Below are 17383 nucleotides of genomic sequence, written 5' to 3'. Positions count from 1 at the left end.
CACCGACTTGAGCACCATCTGCTCCCGACCATCCCTGTGGCTGGCAAAAGCCCCAAAATCATCCAGCCGCGTGCTCCCTCATCACCGCAGCACCCGCCGCGGCACGCAGGTCCCTCGACAGTTCCGGGCTGCGGACGGCCCGCGCCAGCACCAGGGATCCGACCAGCTGCGACAAGGTGGACAGGGCCTGCTCCCTGCGCTCTTCCGGGCCATCGGCCTGCATCAGCGGCTCCAGCACCCGCAGAAAATTCTCGACACCCGCCTCGAAGGGACCCTGCAGCGAAGGACCGGCACGGGCCACATCGCCGGCCAGCGCGGCCATCGCACAGCCATTGGCCAGGCGCTGGCAGTGCAGGTCCGAAAGGTAGAAGCCCACCAGCGCCTGCAACGCCTCGGCCGGCGGCTTGGCAGACAGCTCCTCCCAGTAATGGTTGTTGGCCGAGAGTGCGCGCTCACATGCTAGGCTGGCCAGTTCGTCCTTGGACTCGAAATGCCCATAGAAGCCGCCCCGCGTCAGCCCGGCGGCCTGCATCAACTCGTTCAGGCCGATGCCATCGAAACCTTTTTCGCGGAACAACTCGCCTGCCACATCGACGATGCGTTCGCGGTTGGCCTCGGCCTGCGCCCTTGTCACTTTCATGGTTGCCTCCTGGTGCTTGACTTATTTTACATGTTGATTGACATTTATATTTATTCATGTCGATTGACATCTAACCAACCGGGACTTGCCCATGAAAGCCTTGATCTCCGCGTACGCCCGCACCCCCTTCCACTTCGCCCGCAAGGGCGCATTGGCCCCAGTGCGGCCCGACACCCTGGCCGCCGAACTCATCAAGGAGCTGGTGCAGCGCACCGGCATCGACCCGGCCACGCTGGACGACGTGATCGCCGGCTGCGCCTACCCCGAGGGCGCGCAGGGCAACAACATCGCGCGCATCGCATCGCTGCTGGCCGGGCTGCCGCACGAGGTCGGCGGCATGACGGTGAACCGCTTTTGCGGCTCGTCCATGTCGGCGGTGCACATCGCCGCCGCACAGATCGAGGCCGGCCTCGGCGATGCCTACCTGTGCCTAGGCATCGAGTCGATGACCATGGTGCCGCAGGGCGGCCTGAGCTTCTCGCCCCACCCGGTGCTGTACGAAGAGACCGATGCCTATATCTCCATGGGCGAGACGGCCGAGAACGTGGCCGAGCGCCATGCGGTGTCGCGCACCGACCAGGAACAACTGGCCTTCGAGTCACACCGCAAGGCCGCCGCCGCGCGCGAGGCCGGCCTGCTGCGCAGCGAGATCGTGCCCATCGCACTGCCCGACGGCCAGGTGGTGGCCGAGGACGGCTGCATCCGCCCCGGCACTTCGCTCGAAGCCCTGGCCGGACTCAAGCCCGCCTTCCGTGAAACCGGCTCGGTGACGGCCGGCACCTCGTCGCCGCTGACCGATGGCGCTGCCGCCGTGCTGGTGACCAGCGAGGCCTATGCCGCGCGCCACGGCCTCGCCCCGCTGGCCCGCATCGTGGCCATGGCCACGGCAGGTGTGGACCCGGCCTTCATGGGCCTGGGCCCCATTCCCGCATCGCGCAAGGCCTTGGCCCGCGCCGGCCTGACCGCGGCCGACATGGACGTGGTCGAGATCAACGAGGCCTTTGCCTCCCAGGCCCTGGCCTGCATCCGCGAACTGGGCCTCAAGCCCGAGGCCATCAACCTCGACGGCGGCGGCATGGCCATCGGCCACCCGCTGGGCGCCACGGGCGCGCGCATCACCGGCAAGGCCGCCGCCCTGCTGCAGCGCCAGGGCGGGCGCTACGCGCTGGCCACGCAGTGCATCGGCGGCGGCCAGGGCATTGCCACGGTGCTGCAGGCACTGTGACCGCCGCGCCCACCTTCTCCCCCTCCCTTTTCCTCCAAGGACTGCTTCCATGAACCTTCAGAACTCCGTCGTCTTCATCACCGGTGCCAACCGCGGCCTGGGCCTGGCCTTTGCCCAGGCGGCCCTCGCCGCGGGTGCCCGCAAGGTCTACGCGGCCGCTCGCGACCCCGCCACCGTGACCTTGCCCGGCGTCATCCCCGTGCAGCTCGATGTCACCAACCCCGCCCAGATCGCCGCAGCCGTGACCGCCTGTCCCGATGTGACGCTGCTGGTGAACAACAGCGGCATCTCGCGCGGATCGAGCTTCCTGGGCACGCCCGATGCCATGGCGGCGGCACGCGCCGAGTTCGAGACCAACTTCTTCGGCCTCTGGGCCGTGGCGCAGGCCTTTGCTCCGGTGCTCCAGGCCAACGGCGGCGGCGCGGTGCTCAACGTGCTGTCGGTGCTGAGCTGGCTCACGATTCCCGGCGCAGCCACCTACAGCGCGTCCAAGGCGGCCGCCTGGTCGCTGAGCAACGGCCTGCGCAGTGAACTGCGCGACCAGGGCACGCAGGTGACCAGCCTGCATGTGGCCTACATGGACACCGACATGGCGCGCGGCCTGGATGCCCCCAAGGCCGCACCGCTCGACGTCGCGCGCCTGGCGCTGCAGGGCGTGGAGGCAGGCCTCGCCGAAGTGCTGGCGGACGACACCACGCGGCATGTGAAGCAATCACTGTCCAGCGCCACCCCCGCCTACGCAGGCTGAAGCCGGCCGATCCGAAAAAGAAAAAGCCGCCGGGCTTGCACCCGGCGGCTTTTTTCGGTTCCGCTCAAGCAGCACGGCCCGGGCCGTGCGTTGCATCACCCCTGCTTGTTCTGCAGCGCCGCAATGCGCTCCTCGATGGGCGGGTGGGTGCTGAACAGCTTGCCGATACCGCCGGCGATGCCCATGGCGGCCACGCTCTTGGGCAGCTCACCCGGGTGCATGCCGCCCAGGCGGGCCAGGGCGTTGATCATGGGCTGGCGGCGGCCCATCAGCTGGGCGGCGCCTGCGTCGGCACGGAACTCGCGCTGGCGGCTGAACCAGGCCACGATGATGGCCGCGGCAAAGCCCAGCACGATGTCGAGCACGATGGTGGTCACGTAGTAGCCAATGCCGGGGCCCGAGCTGTTCTCGTCGTTCTTGCGCAGGAAGCTGTCGACCGCGTAGCCGATGACACGCGACAGGAACACCACGAAGGTGTTCATCACGCCCTGGATCAGCGTCATGGTGACCATGTCGCCGTTGGCGATGTGGGCCACCTCGTGGCCGATCACCGCCTCGACCTCTTCGCGCGTCATGCCCTGCAGCAGGCCGGTGGACACGGCGACCAGCGCCGAGTTCTTGAAGGCACCCGTGGCGAAGGCGTTCGGGTCGCCTTCGAAGATGCCGACTTCGGGCATGCCGATCTTCGCCTGGTCGGCGAACTTGCGCACGGTCTCAACGATCCAGCGCTCATCGGCCGAACCGGAGCCGTCGATCACGCGCACGCCCGAGGTCCACTTGGCCATGGGCTTGCTGATCAGCAGCGAGATGATCGCGCCGCCAAAGCCCATGATGAGCGCAAAGCCGAGCAGCGCGCCCAGGTTCAGCCCGTTGGCCGTGAGGTAGCGGTTCACGCCCAGCAAGCTCGCCACCACCCCCAGCACGACGACGACGGCCAGGTTGGTCAGTACAAACAAAATAATCCGCTTCATGTTCTGTTCTCTCCGTGGGTAGACAAGGAACTGCGGCCTAGATGGGGGGTGGGCCGGCGCGATTCAAGCGCCAGCCTCCCAGGGACCGCACGCCGCAGTTTCCCGTCGCGGTATGGTAGGGCGAATCGAGAAAAGGCCCTTATCACACAGTCGCCGACGGGAATTAGGCGCTGCGAGGGGGGCGGAACACCTGCGGGTCCGCGTAGAACTGCGGATCTTCATTCGCCGGCCACCAACCCGGTACACCCAGCACCGGCAGCGGGGTGAAGGGTTTGCCGGCCCAGTGCCCCGGCTCCATCTGCTGCGCCAGCCAGGCGTCGGCATCAGTTGTCGAATCCATAGCGCACTGGGTTCGGTAGACATGGGCCACGATGGGTTTGCGGGGCGCCACCAGCTTTTCCAGCAGCGCATGGCCGAACAACAGCAACCGCGCCTCGCGCCACAGTGGGCGCAGGTCCACGAACAAGCGCGTCCACTCGCGCGCCTGCAGCGCCTGCCAGATCGGCGCGGGCGCATCGAGCAAGGCGCCGTTCTCGTCGAACACGGTGAGCGCGTCGCGCAGCGGGCCGCGCACCGCACCAATCCCGTGCGCGGCGATGGCGCCGGCCTGCAACCCGTTCAGCCGCCGCTTGGCCCGCGGGAAATGCAGCCACACCAGGCCGTTGAAGAAGTCGTGCAGGTTCTCGCGCGTGGGCACGCGGCGGGTGTCGAAGATGTGCTGCTCGTAGGCCGCGCCCTCGGGCAGGTCATCCTGGGGAACGAACTGCACGGGCGCCGCAGTGCATTGCAGTGCCTGGTGCACGGGCGCACCTTGTGACAGCACCTGCTGCGCCACTGCCTCTCCAGTGGCGCGGTACGGGGCCAGCCAGGCGGCTGCCCAGTCGATGCCTTCTAGACCAGCCGCCACGGCAGCGCTTCACCCGCGCGCAAAGGCTTGAGCTCGGCCTCGCCGAAAGCGAAGCTGTCCGGTGGCGTCCAGGATTCGCGGCGCAGCGTGATGGTGCCGGTGTTGCGCGGCAGGCCGTAGAAGTCGGCGCCGTTGAAGCTGGCGAAAGCCTCCAGCTTGTCCAGGGCACCCGCGTTGTCGAAGGCCTCGGCGTACATCTCCATCGCTGCATGGGCGGTGTAGCAGCCGGCACAACCGCTGGCATGCTCCTTGAGGTGCGCGGGGTGCGGGGCGCTGTCGGTGCCCAGGAAGAACTTGACGCTGCCGCTGGCGGCGGCCTGCACCAGGGCCACGCGGTGGGTTTCGCGCTTGAGCACGGGCAGGCAGTAGTAGTGCGGGCGCACGCCGCCGATGAAGATGGCGTTGCGGTTGTACAGCAGGTGGTGCGCCGTGATGGTGGCGGCCGTGAAGCGGTCGGAGGCATTGACGTAGTCGGCCGCATCCTTGGTGGTGATGTGCTCGAAGACGATCTTCAGCTCAGGGAAATCGCGGCGCAGCGGGATCAGTTGCTGCTCGATGAACACCGCTTCGCGGTCGAACAGGTCGATGTCGCTGCTGGTCACCTCGCCGTGCACCAAGAGCAGCATGCCGCTCTTCTGCATGGCTTCGAGGGTCTTGTAGGTCTTGCGCAGGTCGGTCACGCCGGCATCGCTGTTGGTGGTGGCGCCGGCCGGGTAGAGCTTGGCCGCGACCACGCCGGCTTCGCGTGCGCGCACGATTTCCTCGGGCGGCAGGTTGTCGGTGAGGTACAGCGTCATCAGCGGCTCGAACTGCACGCCCGCGGGCACGGCGGCCAGGATGCGCTGCTTGTAGGCCAGGGCCTGCTCGGCCGTGGTCACGGGCGGGCGCAGGTTGGGCATGATGATGGCGCGGCCGAACTGGGCGGCCGTGTGCGGCACCACGGTGCGCAGGGGCTCCCCGTCGCGCACGTGCAGGTGCCAGTCGTCGGGGCGGGTGATGGTGAGGGTGTTGGTGGGGGCTGCTGCGGTCATGGGCGCTATTGTCCCATTCCCGGCCACCGCCCCCTGCCCTGCGCAGGTCACTCGGCGGTGATGCCGGCCTTGCGCACCACGTCGCCGAACTTCACCATGCGCTCGGCCATCATCTTCTCGAAGGCCGCGGGGCCCATCTCCTCGGGCACGATCACGCCGCGCTCCTTGAGATTGGCCACCATGGCCGGCGCCGTGGCCGCCTGGCGCACGGCCTTGTACAGGGTCTGCACGATGGCGTCGGGCGTACCGCCCGGCGCGGCCAGACCCGTCCAGGAGGTGAGGTTGAGCTCGGGGTAGCCGGCCTCGGCCATCGTGGGCACGTCGGGCAGCTGCGGAAGGCGCTGGTCGGAGGCCACGGCCAGGGCGCGCACCTTGCCCGACTGCACGTGCGGCAGCATGATGACCAGGTTGTCCAGGATGAACTGCACCTCGTTGGCCAGCACGGCGGTGATCAGCGGCGTGCCGCCGCGGTAGGGGATGTGCGTGGTGAAGACGCCCGTGACGGCCTTGAACATCTCCACGTTGAGCTGGCCCATGCTGCCGATGCCGCCGCTGCCGTAGTTGAGCTTGCCCGGGTTCTTCTTGGCGTAGTCGACGAACTCCTTGACGGACTTGATGGGCAGGCTGGAATGCACCACCAGCGCATTGGGCTGGCGGCCCAGGATGGCGATGTTCTCGAAATCCTTGATCGGGTCGTAGCCCACCTTGGGCTGTGTCAGCGGGTTGGCCAGGTGGCTGCTCTGCGAGGACACGACCAGGGTGTAGCCATCGGGCTTGGCGCGTGCCACGGCCAGCGAGGCGACCGATCCGCCCGCACCGGCGCGGTTTTCGACCACGATGGGCACACCCAGGATGCGCGACAGCGGCTCCGAATACTGGCGCGCCATGATGTCCACCGAGCCGCCGGGCGGGAAGGGCACGACCAGCGTGATGGGGCGCGATGGAAACTTGTCGTCGGCGCGGGCCGCCAGCGGCGCAAGGCCCGCCAGGCCCAGCCCGAGGCCGGCGTTGAGGATGTGGCGGCGATTGGGTTGCATGAAGGAGTTCACGGGGTCTTCTCTCAAGGTCTTGCAGGAAACGGACATCAGGGATGGTCGAGGATGGCCAGCGCCACGGCCTGGGCGCGCGGCACCAGGGTGGACAGCTCGCAGTACTCGCGCTCGGTGTGCGGGTGGCCGCCCACGGGGCCGGTGCCGCACAGCGTGGGGGCGCCCACCGAGGCCGTGAGGCCGCTGTCGGCCGCACCGCCGGTGAATTCGCCCTGCACCGAAAAGCCCAGGGATTCGGCACCCCGCTGGTACAGCGCGAGCAACTCGCCGGGCGTGGGCTTCATGGGCAAGGTGCGGCGCATGCCGGTGATGCGGCCCATGGTGCGCGGCAGGCTCTCGGATTCGACGATGGCGCGAACGCGCTCGAAGAGTTCGTCGGGATCGGTCTCGGCGGTGTAGCGCACATCGAGCTCGGCCTTGGCCAGCGGCGCCACCATGTTGGGCACGATGCCGCCCTGTACCACGCCCACGTTGGTGGTGGTGCCGACGTCCGGATCGGTCAGCGCGTGCAGGGCCAGGATCTTGTGCGCCAGGGCGCCGATGGCGCTGGCGCCCGCTGCGGGGTTGATGCCCGCGTGCGCGGCCACGCCGTCCACCTCGAACTCCACGGCCATGGAGCCCTTGCGGCTGGTGACCAGGTTGCCGCTCACGCGGCCGGGCTCGGCATTGAGCACGGCGCGGGCACCACGGGCCGCGGCCATGATCTGCTCGCGCGTGGCGGGCGAACCGATCTCCTCGTCGCACGAGAAGAACAGCCGCAGCGGCGCCGTGAGCCCGCCGCAGCGCGCAAAGGCCTCGGCCACGAAGGCGTTCATCACCAGGCCCGACTTCATGTCGGCCACGCCGGGGCCGTAGGCCCGGCCATCCGCCACGCGGAAGGGGCGGCGGGCCACGGTGCCCGCGGGGTAGACGGTGTCCATGTGGCCCATGAGCAGAATGGGCGCGCCCTCGGTGGGCCCGGGCACCTGGGCCTGCAGCAGCACGCCATAGCCAGGCACGGGCACGAGTTCCACCGCCACCCCGGCGGCCACGAGCCGCTCGCGCAGCACACTGGCCACCGCCGTCACGCCGGCCTCGTCGCGGCTGCCGCTGTCGATGTCGACCACTTTCTGCAACAGGTCTTGCATCGCCTGCTGCTGGTCTGCCAGCCAGGCCAGGATGCGTTCGCGCACCTGTGCGCGGCTCTCTTCAAGGGTATCCTGCATGTTGTCCTTTGCGCCCCCGCCCGGAAACGGCAGGGTGATGGGACGAAAGTGTTGCACGCACCGCCGCTGTTTGCAATACATTTTTCATAAAATGGACATCAATGAAATCAACATTGCAATCAGCCGACGGCCTGTTGCCTGAGCGCCTGGCCCGCCAGGGCGCGGGCCTGACCGCCAGCGAACGCGCGCTGGCCGAAGCACTGGAGCGCGACTATCCGCATGCGCTGCTCGAATCGGCCACCTCGCTGGCCACCCGCACGGGCACCAGCGCCTCCACCGTGGTGCGGCTGTTCGCCAAGCTCGGCTACGGCAGCTACGCCGAGGCCCAGCGCGAGGCCCGCGCCGAGGTCACGGCGCTGCTGCAGACCGCCGGCCAGCGCGCGCCGGTGACCATCGGCACCCGGCGCAGCCTGCAGCAGTGCGTGGACGACGCCTTGCTGCACGACCAGCACAACATCGGCGCCACGCGCGACGGCCTGGACATGGCGGCCTTCGAGGCGATTGCCAACCGGCTGGCCCAGGAGAAGGGCCGGGTCTTCGTGCTGGCGCAGATCAACAGCGCGCCCGTGGCCGCCTGGCTGGCATTGCACCTGAACATGTGCCGCCCCGGCGTGCACGAACTGGGCGCGGGTGCCGTGGCCGCCACCGACCAGTTGCTCTGGGTGCAGCCCGACGATGTGCTGCTGGCTTTCAGCATCCGCCGCTACGCGAGCGGGCCGGTGAAGGTGGCGCAGCGCTTTCGCGAGGCCGGTGGCCAGGTGCTGGCCCTGACCGACAGCGCCTCGGCGCCCCTGGCCACGCTGGCGCACGAGCGCATCCTGGTGCGCACCTCCAACGCCTCGCCGTTCGACTCCTACACGGCGGCCTTCTTCCTGTGCAATGCGCTGGTGTCGGCCGTGGCGCAACTGCGCCACGCAGCGGTGTCGGAGGCGCTCAAGCGCCGCGACACGCTGTGGAAGGATGTGGAGGACCAGCAGCTCATCGTGGAGGGCATGCCGGGGCGCAAACCTGCCCGGAAATAAGCCAGCCGCTGCCGGCCACTCAGCGTGCCGGCTCCCGCTCGATCACCGCCAGCACCTGGCCCTGCAGGTTGGCAATGCGCACCTGGTAGCCCTTGCCCGCGCGCACCGACTGAGCCATCACGGAGACCATGGCACGCTCCTCGAAGCCGTCGGGTTTGAGCGTGCGGTTCTCGAACACCAGCAACACCGAGTCGGCGTGCGTCTCCTGTGTCTCGAAGCCCGAGGCGGCGATGAAACGGTCCACGTCGCGCACGCCGCGAAACAGCTCCTTGGGCAGCACGAAGGGCTGGCCCTGGTGCGTGACCTGGTAGTAGTGCTCTCGCGTCTGCCAGGTGGGCTTCTCGCGCACGTAGTAGACCTTCCAGGGGTGCACGGCGCTTTCGAACAGCAGGGTCTTTTCCATGGGAGCAGCCTGGGTGGGGGTAGAAAAGGCCGCCATGCCCGCGCATGCGCACACGGAGCCCCATGCCAGAACGGAGCGGCGCTGCGGCATGCCGTCACCCCTGCGGCGCCTTGCGGCGCCATGCCTCGAAACGGCGTGCGATCTTCGGCGCAATGCGGTCGAAGGCCTCCCAGCTGTCGGGCGTCATGGCCTCTTCCGGCTCGCGGAAGTGGTTGGACGACCCGAACACGGTCTTGACGTCGCTCACCCAGCGCTCGGCATCGGGCGTGCCGAAGCCCCGGTAGTAGCGGTCCCAGAAGTCCGAGGCGCCCGGCGCCAGGTCGTCGGTCCAGACGATGCGCCCGCAGGGGCCGTGCAGCAGTTGCAGCGGCGTGGCGCTGCGGGCGCGCCAGGGCGCAAGCAGGTCGGCCGGGTAGCGCGCCGGATCGAGCAGTCCCTGCAGCGCGCACCAGGTCACGAAGAATGCGTCCTCGACATAGACCAGGGGCTTGGTCTGCTCGTAGTCGGCACTGGCCTCCATGAAGTCGCGCTCCGTGGGCAGCCGGGCGTCGATGCGGGCGATGCTGCCGCCCTTGTCCGCGCGCAGGAAGGCCAGCTCCAGCGTGTCGCTGACCGCCTGGTCCATGAAGCCATGGCCATCCACGGTGCCGGGGAAATGCGCCCAGGACAGGCCATCGGGCAAGGGGATGAGCCCCGCCGCCTTCACGGGCACGATGATGCGCGTGACATAGGTGCGCCAGATGCGCCCGTCCTTGCGCGGCGGCCAGAAGCCGCGGTGCTTGGGTGCCATCTCGGCACTGACCTCGATGCCCGTGGCGCGCACGCTGACGTAGGTGCTGTCGTTGTGCGGTGTGGCGGGCTTGAGGGGCTTGGCCCCCACGGCAGCCAGCCACTGCAGCACCAGCGGATCGTCGATGCGCCGGCCGATGCAGGCCAGCATCTGGTCCCAGAGATTGCCCCCGGCGGCTGCGGCCACAGGCGCCGCGGCCGGGGATGGCCCCGCAGGCACCGGCGTCACCACCCGCCCGGCGATCGCATCCTCCACCCAGCCATCGAAATCGGGCCAGCGCTGCTCAGCCTCGGCCAGGATGTCTTCCCCCGTTGCGGGCACCGACAGCCCTTGCGCCGCAAGCCACGCCAGCAGCTCCGGGGCCACCTCGCCGTCTTCCTCGGGCGGCTCGTCCAGGTTGCCATACAGCGCGAATTCGCCATAGCCCACGCCCAGCAGACGCAGGAACTGCAGCGCATCGCTGGCCAGCACTCGCCCACCTCCTTCAGAGCCGAGATAGACCACCGGCAGGCCGCCCTGCGGTGCACGCCAGATGGCAATGGCCGAGCCATCGGGCTCCACACCGAACACGCCCAGGTGCTGCGCAGCTGCCTGCCCACCGGCATGGCCTGCCTCGCCGAAATAGCGCGCCACCGCACCGGGCGGCTGGGCATGGAAGGCAAAGGAGCCGCTCACCGGCGCGGAGGGCTGGCGCAACTGCGGGAAGGCGCGCAGCAGGTCACGCAGGGGTTGCGGTACCGGCAGGCCCGCCGGAAATTCGAATTCGTCGCTCTCTGGGGTGCTGCTCATGGCCGTGCGCTCTCCTCTCAGTCCACCGCCCCGCATGCATCACCGCGATACCCCGGCGCAGGCAAGTCATCCGGCGTTGTATCAGGGCTCGTCGCCGGAACGCCCGGCGGCGCGCAAACTTTTGCAGAAAATCCGGCATTCCGTCACACCGCCAGCGGAATCGTCCGCGGGGGGATCCACCAGCACCACGGCCAGTTGGGGCGTGAGCTGCATCAGCACGGCCTGCGTGGTGCCTGTGCCGGCATAGATCGACTCGGAGGATTTGATGCGGGTCCGGTACCAGGACATGCGGGTCACCGTCTCACCTCGATAGGCCCGCTTGCCAAAGAAACGAAAGCGCTCCGCGGCCTCCGCATCGGCCTGGGCATTGGGCAAGCGCCAGGCTCCGTTCTCGAACTGAAAGGGATCCACCTGCTTGTGGTCGATGTCGATCCGGGTGCGCGCCACCTGCACGGTAGGCCAGGCCTTGGCACCGTCAATGGCCCAGTCGCACACCTTGTAGGGCGACGAACCGCCCTCGTCCTTGTCCTTGCATTCCAGTTCTCTGGGCGGCATTTTCGCAGGCACCACATCGAAAGCGCACAGGCGCATACCGTCCACCCCCTCCGTGCGGCGCGGCTTGGTGACGCGGTAGTGCACGGGCAGTTCGAAAGCCAGGCCGCAGGCCATCACGGTGGGCGGGGGCATGGCATCGGCGGGCAGTGGCTCGGCTGCACGCTTGCCGGTGGCCAGGTCCCAGGGGTGCACGGCTTGGGTGCGGCGGTCCACCTCGTAGTAGCCCACCAGGTTGCTGCTGCCATCGCGCACTTCGGGGCCCTGGTAGCGCAGGGCAAACACCTGGCCCACAGGCGTGCGCTGCTGCAGATCGCACTGGTAGCGGCCGGCTGTGCCAGGCCCCGCCAGGTGGAGGGCCTGGGCCACCTGGGCCAGCCGCGCGCACCCCGGTGGTGGTGCGGCCTTGTCCTGCGCCATGGCGACAACCGGTGCCAGCACCAGGAGCAGCCAGGCACTCCCTGCAATGCAGCGCCCCCCGCGGCGGGTCGGCACAGGAAGGCAGGGGGAAGAGGGGTGCGTGGGACGCATGGCGAATGCACCGAAAAATGGACAAGCAGCGAACGTAGCACGGCACACCTTCTACGCCGATGGCCCACACGAACAAAAAAGGCGCCCGAAGGCGCCTTGTGTGACTTCCTGCACACTGCGCCCGGGCAGAGCACAGTGTGTGCAGCTCAGTGCTGCAGGATCTTGTTGAGGAAGTCTTTGGTGCGCGGCTGGCGGGCTTCGGGGTGGTTGAAGAAGTCGTCCTTGGAGCAGTCCTCCAGGATCTTGCCGCCCACGTCCATGAAGATCACGCGGTTGCTCACCTTGCGGGCGAAGCCCATTTCGTGGGTCACGCACATCATGGTCATGCCTTCGTTGGCCAGGCCCACCATCACGTCCAGCACTTCGCCGACCATTTCGGGGTCGAGCGCCGAGGTGGGTTCGTCGAACAGCATCACGATGGGGTCCATGCTCAGGGCACGGGCAATCGCCACGCGCTGCTGCTGGCCGCCCGAGAGCTGGCCCGGGAACTTGTCCTTGTGGGCGATCAGGCCCACGCGCTCGAGCATCTTCAAGCCGCGCTTCTTGGCATCGTCCGGGGTGCGGCCCAGCACCTTGATCTGGGCAATCGTCAGGTTCTCCGTCACCGACAGGTGGGGAAACAGCTCGAAGTGCTGGAACACCATGCCCACGCGGCTGCGCAGCTTGGGCAGGTCGGTCTTGGGGTCGTGCAGCTTCACGCCGTCCACTGTGATCTCACCCTTCTGGAAGGGCTCGAGCGCGTTGATGGTCTTGATCAGCGTGGACTTGCCCGAGCCCGAGGGCCCGCACACCACCACCACTTCACCCTTGTTGATGACGGCCGAGCACTCGTTGAGCACCTGCACGGGGCCATACCACTTGGATACGTTCTTGAGTTCGATCATTTCTTGTTCCTCAATCCAATCTCTTTTGCATCAGCGAATGATCGCGATCTTCTGGTGCAGGCGTTTGACCATCCAGGACAGCGCATAGCACATCACAAAGTACAGAACCGCTGCGGCCAGGTAGGCCTCGATGGGGCGGCCAAAGTTCTTGCCCGCCACTTCAAAGCCCTTGAGCATGTCGTAGGCGCCGATGGCGTAGACCAGCGAGGTGTCCTGGAACAGGATGATGGTCTGCGTGAGCAGCACCGGCAGCATGTTGCGGAACGCCTGGGGCAGCACCACCAGCTTCATGTTCTGGCCATAGGTCATGCCCAGGGCCTGGCCCGCATGGACCTGCCCACGCGCGATGGACTGGATGCCGGCGCGCATGATCTCGCTGAAGTAGGCGGCCTCGAAGGCGATGAAGGTCACCACCGCCGAGACTTCCGCGCCGATGGGCCGCCCGATGATGGCCGGCACCAGCAGGAAGAACCACAGGATCACCATCACCAGCGGAATGCTGCGCATGCCGTTGACGTAGATGGTGGCTGGCACGTCCAGCCACTTCTTGCCCGACAGCCGCATGAGCGCGAGCACGGTCCCGAAGATCACGCCACCGATGGTGGCCACGAACGTGAGGATCAGGCTGAAATACAGCCCCTTGAGCACGAAGTTGGAGATCAGGTCCCAGTTGTAAAAGCCAAAGTCGAGATTCATTTGTCAGTGCCCTCCACCTGCGCCGCTGGGCACAACCACCCCGGGGATGCGTGCACGCTTCTCGATGAACGCCATGATGCGGTTGATCGCAAACGCGGAGATGACGTAGAGCGCCGTCACGGCCAGATAGACCTCGATGCCGCGCGAGGTTTCTTCCTGCGCCTGCATGGCGAACATCGTGAGCTCAGCCACCGACACGGCAAACGCCACGGAGGAGTTCTTGAAGATGTTCATCGTCTCGCTGGTCAGCGGCGGGATGATGATGCGAAACGCCATCGGCAGCAGCACGTAGCGGTAGGTCTGGAAGGTGGTGAAGCCCACGGCCATCCCTGCATAGCGCTGGCCACGGGGCAGGGTATTGATACCCGAGCGCACCTGCTCGGCAATCCGCGCCGACGTGAAGAAGCCCAGCGCCAGCACCACCAGCGTGAAGCCGGGAACGCCCTTCATGACTGGAAAGAGGCTGGGGATGACGTGGTACCACAGGAAAATCTGTACCAGCAGCGGAATATTGCGAAACAGCTCGACCCAGGCATTGCCCAGGCGCACGATCATCGGCCGGTCCTGCAAGGTACGCAGGGTGCCGATCACGGAGCCCAACACGAGCGCCAGCACCAGGGCCAGCAACGAAACAGACACCGTCCAGCCCCAGGCCGACAGCATCCAGTCCAGGTAAGTGATGTCGCCGCCCTTGCCAAAGCAGCTTTGCACGACTTCCCTGTCCATGGTGTCCTGGCAGAACACCTGCCAATCCCAACTCATAGGATCACCCCTTTATTGTTTGGTATTGAATTGGGCGCAATCCTTTGCGGACCCAACAAAAAAGCCCCTTCAAACCATGGCGGCCGAAGGGGCGCAAGCATCCCGAAGATTACTTCTTGGCGTAGTCTTCCATGGGCTTGTCGTTCGGGCTGGCCCAAGCCGCCTTGGTGGCGTCGGACATGGGCAGGCCGATCTTGGTGTTGGTCGGAGGCACGGGTTGCATGAACCACTTGTCGTACAGCTTGGCCAGCGAGCCGTCGGCGATCTGGCGCTTGATGCTGTCGTCCACGGCCTTCTTGAAGCCGGCGTCATCCTTGCGCAGCATGCAGGCGATAGGCTCCACCGACAGCACTTCGCCGACGATCTTGTAGTCGGCAGGGTTCTTGGACTTGGAGACGTTGGCGGCCAGGATCGAGCCGTCCATCACGAAGGCGTCGGCACGGCCGGTTTCCAGCATCAGGAAGCTGTCGGCGTGGTCCTTGCCGAAGACTTCCTTGAAGTCGATGCCGCCAGCGCGCTCGTGCTTGCGCAGGGTCTGCACCGAGGTGGTGCCCGTGGTCGTGGCCACGGTCTTGCCGTTCAGGTCCTTGATGGAGGTGATGTTGGAGTTGGCCTTCACGACCGTGCGAACTTCTTCCACGTAGGTGGTCACGGCAAAGGCCACGTCCTTCTGGCGCGCGGCATTGTTCGTGGTGGAGCCGCACTCCAGGTCCACGGTGCCATTGGTCACCAGGGGAATGCGGTTTTGCGAGGTCACGGGCTGGTACTTGGTTTCCAGCTTGGCCAGGCCCAGTTGCTTCTGGATGTCGGCCAGGATGATTTCACCCATTTCGGTGTGGAAACCCACGTACTTGCCATTGCCCAGGGTGTAGGAAAGACCCGAAGACTCGCGCACACCCAGCGTCACGCTGCCCGAGGCCTTGATTTTGGCCAGGGTGTCGGTGGCTTGGGCGAATGCGCTGCCTGCAGCCAGGGCGGTCACGGCAACCGCGAGCAAATGCTTCTTCATTGGGATCTCCTTGTGTGAAACGAAAAGGGGGGGATTTTAGAGATTTACCCGGCCCGCAAGGGCCGGTGGGCAAAAAACCAAAAAGGGAACCACGCGACCAGCGATATTAGTCAGAACGGGACCTGGTCGGTAGGGTATTTCCAGAAGTCCCGCAACAGATAGCTGACCGGAAGGTTCAGCGTGGTGCTGTTGGGGGGAATCGGTTTGGCAAACCACTTCTCATATATGGGGTAGATATCCCGGCTGTTGATGAGGCGACGCATCTCCTCGTCCACCAGCTTCTTGAATTCGGGATCGTTCTTGGGCAGCATGATGGCCAGCGGCTCGGTGGTCATGAAGCGACCCACCACCTTCAGGGCACCCGGGTTCGGCCGGCCTGCGGCCAGGCCGTAGAGCAGCACGTCGTCCATGACGAAGGCATCGGCCTCGCCCTTCTCCACCATCTCCACGGCCTTGGCGTGGTCGGGCGCCTCCAGGATGGTGATGCCCATCAGGCGCTCGCGGTTGGCCTGGTCGGCCGCCTTCAGCGGCGTCGTGCCCTTGGTGGACACCAGCTTCTTGCCGTTGAGGTCTTCCACCTTGTCGATGGTGCTGCCCGATTTCACCAGCAGGCGGGCACCGGTGATGAAATGCGGCACGGTGAAGGCCACCTTCTGGCGCCGCTCGGCATTGTTGGTGGTGGAGCCACACTCCATGTCGGCCTTGCCCTGCTCGATCACGGCAATGCGGTTGGCCGGCGTGACGGCCAGGAACTCGACCTGCATGTCCTTCTTGCCGGTCTTCTTCTTCACCACCTCGGCTAGGCGCAGGCACAGGTCCACGGCATAGCCGACCGGCTTGCCGGTCTTGCTGTCGATGTAGGAAAACGGCACCGAAGACTCCCGGTGCGCAATCACCAGCTTGCCACCGCCGCTGATGCGCTCGAGCACCCCCTGGGCAGACGCCGCGGATGCACAGCACAGGGCCGCAAGGCCCCACGCCAATCCCCAATGCTGAACTTTCATGCGGTGTCTCGGTAAGTAGGAAGTGGAATCAGATCTGCAATCTTCGTGCCACCCTGGCTCCAAAGAGACTACATCGCCATCGCTGATCCAGCAATGGGGGCGACTGTACGTGTCGTTACCATGAAACTCCAATGCCGTTTGCGCGGACAACTATGCAAACTGTTTATATCCGTATTTACCCTAGGCATGGCCCTGCTCAGCCGACCTGCGCCTGCAGATAGGTCCACAGGGCCTGGGCCGTGCCCTTGGGCGCCTCCTTGCCCGAGGGCTTTTCGCGGTAGGCACGCACGTCCATGGTCATCTGCAGGCCTTCCGTGTCCGCCGGGGCGGCACTGACCAGCTTGCGCGTGCGCAGCTCCTTCTTGACCGCGCTGTGGGGCAGGAAGGCCACGCCGTGGCCTTCGAGCGCCATGGCCTTGAGGCCTTCGGCCATGTCGGTTTCATAGACCCGGTCCAGGTGGATCGGGGTGCCCGACTCCTTGAGGATCAGCTCCGTCACCCGCCCCAGGTAGGCGCCAGGCGCATAGCCCAGGTAGGGCAGTGGCTGGCCCACGCGGCCCGGCAGCCGGAACAGGGGCTGGCCGTCGGCATCGGCCTTGGAATAAGGCGACAGCACCTCCTGGCCCAGGCTCACCATCTCGTAGCGATCGGAGTCGAGCTGGAACGGCTGCGAGGGATGGTGGTAGGCGATCAGCAGGTCGCAGCCGCCTTCCACCAGGCGCATCACGGCGTCGTGCACGTTCAGCGCGATGAGCCGGCTCTTGAACGGGCCGAACTTGTCGTGCAGGCTCGACACCCAGGCCGGGAAGAAGGTGAACGCCAGCGTGTGCGGCACGGCGAACTCGATCATGTCCTTGCCCGCACTGGTGTGCGCGCGCAGCATGGCCCGGGTGTTCTGCAGCGCCTGCAGCATCTCCAGCGCCTGGTCGTACAGGGTCTTGCCGGCCGGGGTCAGGCGCGTGGGGTAAGAGCTGCGGTCCACCAGATCGGTGCCGGCCCAGGCCTCCAGGGCCTGGATGCGCCGCGAAAAAGCGGGCTGCGTCACGTGCCGCAACTGGGCAGACCGGCTGAAGCTGCGCGTTTCTGCAAGACTGACGAAATCTTCAAGCCACTTGGTTTCCATCGGTGCATTATCGGTGGCGGCCCCGCAGCGTGCCGGGCTGTC

18 protein-coding genes are annotated in these 17383 nt (G+C 66.7%); 3 read left to right on the top strand and 15 right to left on the bottom strand.

Annotated features, from left to right (window positions below; all coding sequences use genetic code 11):
- Positions 1 to 58: 58 nt before the first annotated feature.
- Positions 59 to 640 (bottom strand): TetR/AcrR family transcriptional regulator, encoded by a 582-nt coding sequence (locus PMI14_RS20810; RefSeq protein ID WP_007857333.1) that lies wholly within the window; start codon positions 638 to 640, stop codon positions 59 to 61.
- Between the two features lie 91 nt (positions 641 to 731).
- On the opposite strand from PMI14_RS20810, the gene PMI14_RS20805 reads away from it, so the two are divergent.
- Both PMI14_RS20805 and PMI14_RS20800 read left to right on the top strand, forming a co-directional pair.
- Complete coding sequence (locus PMI14_RS20805) at positions 732 to 1865, top strand: thiolase family protein (RefSeq protein ID WP_007857332.1); 1134 nt, start codon at positions 732 to 734, stop codon at positions 1863 to 1865.
- 49 nt (positions 1866 to 1914) lie between these two features.
- Positions 1915 to 2613 (top strand): SDR family oxidoreductase, encoded by a 699-nt coding sequence (locus PMI14_RS20800; RefSeq protein WP_007857331.1) that lies wholly within the window; start codon positions 1915 to 1917, stop codon positions 2611 to 2613.
- Between the two features lie 95 nt (positions 2614 to 2708).
- On the opposite strand, the gene htpX is transcribed toward PMI14_RS20800, so the two are convergent.
- From htpX to PMI14_RS20775, 5 genes are all read right to left on the bottom strand, one after another.
- Positions 2709 to 3584: a protease HtpX gene (gene htpX, locus PMI14_RS20795; protein ID WP_007857330.1), complete on the bottom strand. Its 876-nt coding sequence runs from the start codon at positions 3582 to 3584 to the stop codon at positions 2709 to 2711.
- A 163-nt stretch (positions 3585 to 3747) separates the two neighbouring features.
- Positions 3748 to 4491 carry a DUF3025 domain-containing protein gene (locus tag PMI14_RS20790; RefSeq protein WP_035204882.1) on the bottom strand — a complete coding sequence of 248 codons (744 nt, stop codon included), beginning with the start codon at positions 4489 to 4491 and terminating at the stop codon, positions 3748 to 3750.
- On the bottom strand, positions 4476 to 5522 hold the full coding sequence (pyrC, locus tag PMI14_RS20785) for a dihydroorotase (RefSeq protein WP_007857328.1): 1047 nt from the start codon (positions 5520 to 5522) through the stop codon (positions 4476 to 4478). Before pyrC ends, PMI14_RS20790 begins: the two co-directional genes overlap by 16 nt.
- 47 nt (positions 5523 to 5569) lie before the next feature.
- Complete coding sequence (locus PMI14_RS20780) at positions 5570 to 6559, bottom strand: tripartite tricarboxylate transporter substrate binding protein (RefSeq protein WP_035204905.1); 990 nt, start codon at positions 6557 to 6559, stop codon at positions 5570 to 5572.
- A 47-nt stretch (positions 6560 to 6606) separates the two neighbouring features.
- On the bottom strand, positions 6607 to 7776 hold the full coding sequence (locus PMI14_RS20775) for a M20 family metallopeptidase (protein ID WP_035204902.1): 1170 nt from the start codon (positions 7774 to 7776) through the stop codon (positions 6607 to 6609).
- Between the two features lie 101 nt (positions 7777 to 7877).
- Here PMI14_RS20775 and PMI14_RS20770 point away from each other — a divergent pair, with 101 nt between their 5' ends.
- Positions 7878 to 8798 carry a MurR/RpiR family transcriptional regulator gene (locus tag PMI14_RS20770; RefSeq protein WP_007857325.1) on the top strand — a complete coding sequence of 307 codons (921 nt, stop codon included), beginning with the start codon at positions 7878 to 7880 and terminating at the stop codon, positions 8796 to 8798.
- Positions 8799 to 8817: 19 nt separating this feature from the next.
- Here the strand turns inward: PMI14_RS20770 and PMI14_RS20765 are convergent, their stop codons facing one another.
- The 9 genes from PMI14_RS20765 to PMI14_RS20725 all read right to left on the bottom strand — a co-directional run bounded on the left by PMI14_RS20765 (position 8818) and on the right by PMI14_RS20725 (position 17341).
- Positions 8818 to 9201, bottom strand: coding sequence for a hypothetical protein (locus PMI14_RS20765; protein ID WP_007857324.1), 384 nt, complete (start codon positions 9199 to 9201; stop codon positions 8818 to 8820).
- Positions 9202 to 9295: 94 nt separating this feature from the next.
- Positions 9296 to 10780: a hypothetical protein gene (locus PMI14_RS33660; RefSeq protein WP_007857323.1), complete on the bottom strand. Its 1485-nt coding sequence runs from the start codon at positions 10778 to 10780 to the stop codon at positions 9296 to 9298.
- Positions 10781 to 10861: 81 nt separating this feature from the next.
- Positions 10862 to 11827 carry a hypothetical protein gene (locus PMI14_RS20755; protein WP_146187882.1) on the bottom strand — a complete coding sequence of 322 codons (966 nt, stop codon included), beginning with the start codon at positions 11825 to 11827 and terminating at the stop codon, positions 10862 to 10864.
- A gap of 182 nt (positions 11828 to 12009) precedes the next feature.
- The gene (locus tag PMI14_RS20750; RefSeq protein ID WP_007857321.1) at positions 12010 to 12747 is read right to left on the bottom strand and encodes an amino acid ABC transporter ATP-binding protein; all 738 of its coding nucleotides are present in this window, start codon (positions 12745 to 12747) and stop codon (positions 12010 to 12012) included.
- 30 nt (positions 12748 to 12777) lie between these two features.
- Entirely contained in the window at positions 12778 to 13443 is a 666-nt protein-coding gene (locus tag PMI14_RS20745; protein ID WP_007857320.1) for an amino acid ABC transporter permease, read from the bottom strand.
- A gap of 3 nt (positions 13444 to 13446) precedes the next feature.
- Positions 13447 to 14205: an amino acid ABC transporter permease gene (locus tag PMI14_RS20740; protein ID WP_007857319.1), complete on the bottom strand. Its 759-nt coding sequence runs from the start codon at positions 14203 to 14205 to the stop codon at positions 13447 to 13449.
- Between the two features lie 109 nt (positions 14206 to 14314).
- Complete coding sequence (locus PMI14_RS20735) at positions 14315 to 15214, bottom strand: amino acid ABC transporter substrate-binding protein (RefSeq protein ID WP_007857318.1); 900 nt, start codon at positions 15212 to 15214, stop codon at positions 14315 to 14317.
- A 110-nt stretch (positions 15215 to 15324) separates the two neighbouring features.
- Positions 15325 to 16218 (bottom strand): amino acid ABC transporter substrate-binding protein, encoded by an 894-nt coding sequence (locus PMI14_RS20730; protein WP_007857317.1) that lies wholly within the window; start codon positions 16216 to 16218, stop codon positions 15325 to 15327.
- A 196-nt stretch (positions 16219 to 16414) separates the two neighbouring features.
- Positions 16415 to 17341 carry a LysR family transcriptional regulator gene (locus PMI14_RS20725; RefSeq protein WP_007857316.1) on the bottom strand — a complete coding sequence of 309 codons (927 nt, stop codon included), beginning with the start codon at positions 17339 to 17341 and terminating at the stop codon, positions 16415 to 16417.
- Positions 17342 to 17383: the final 42 nt, after the last annotated feature.

It is taken from the genome of Acidovorax sp. CF316, assembly GCF_000276605.1.
Lineage (GTDB): Bacteria > Pseudomonadota > Gammaproteobacteria > Burkholderiales > Burkholderiaceae_C > Acidovorax.
Note: the sequence above shows the minus strand (reverse complement) of the source record. Positions and strands in the feature narration are given on the sequence as shown.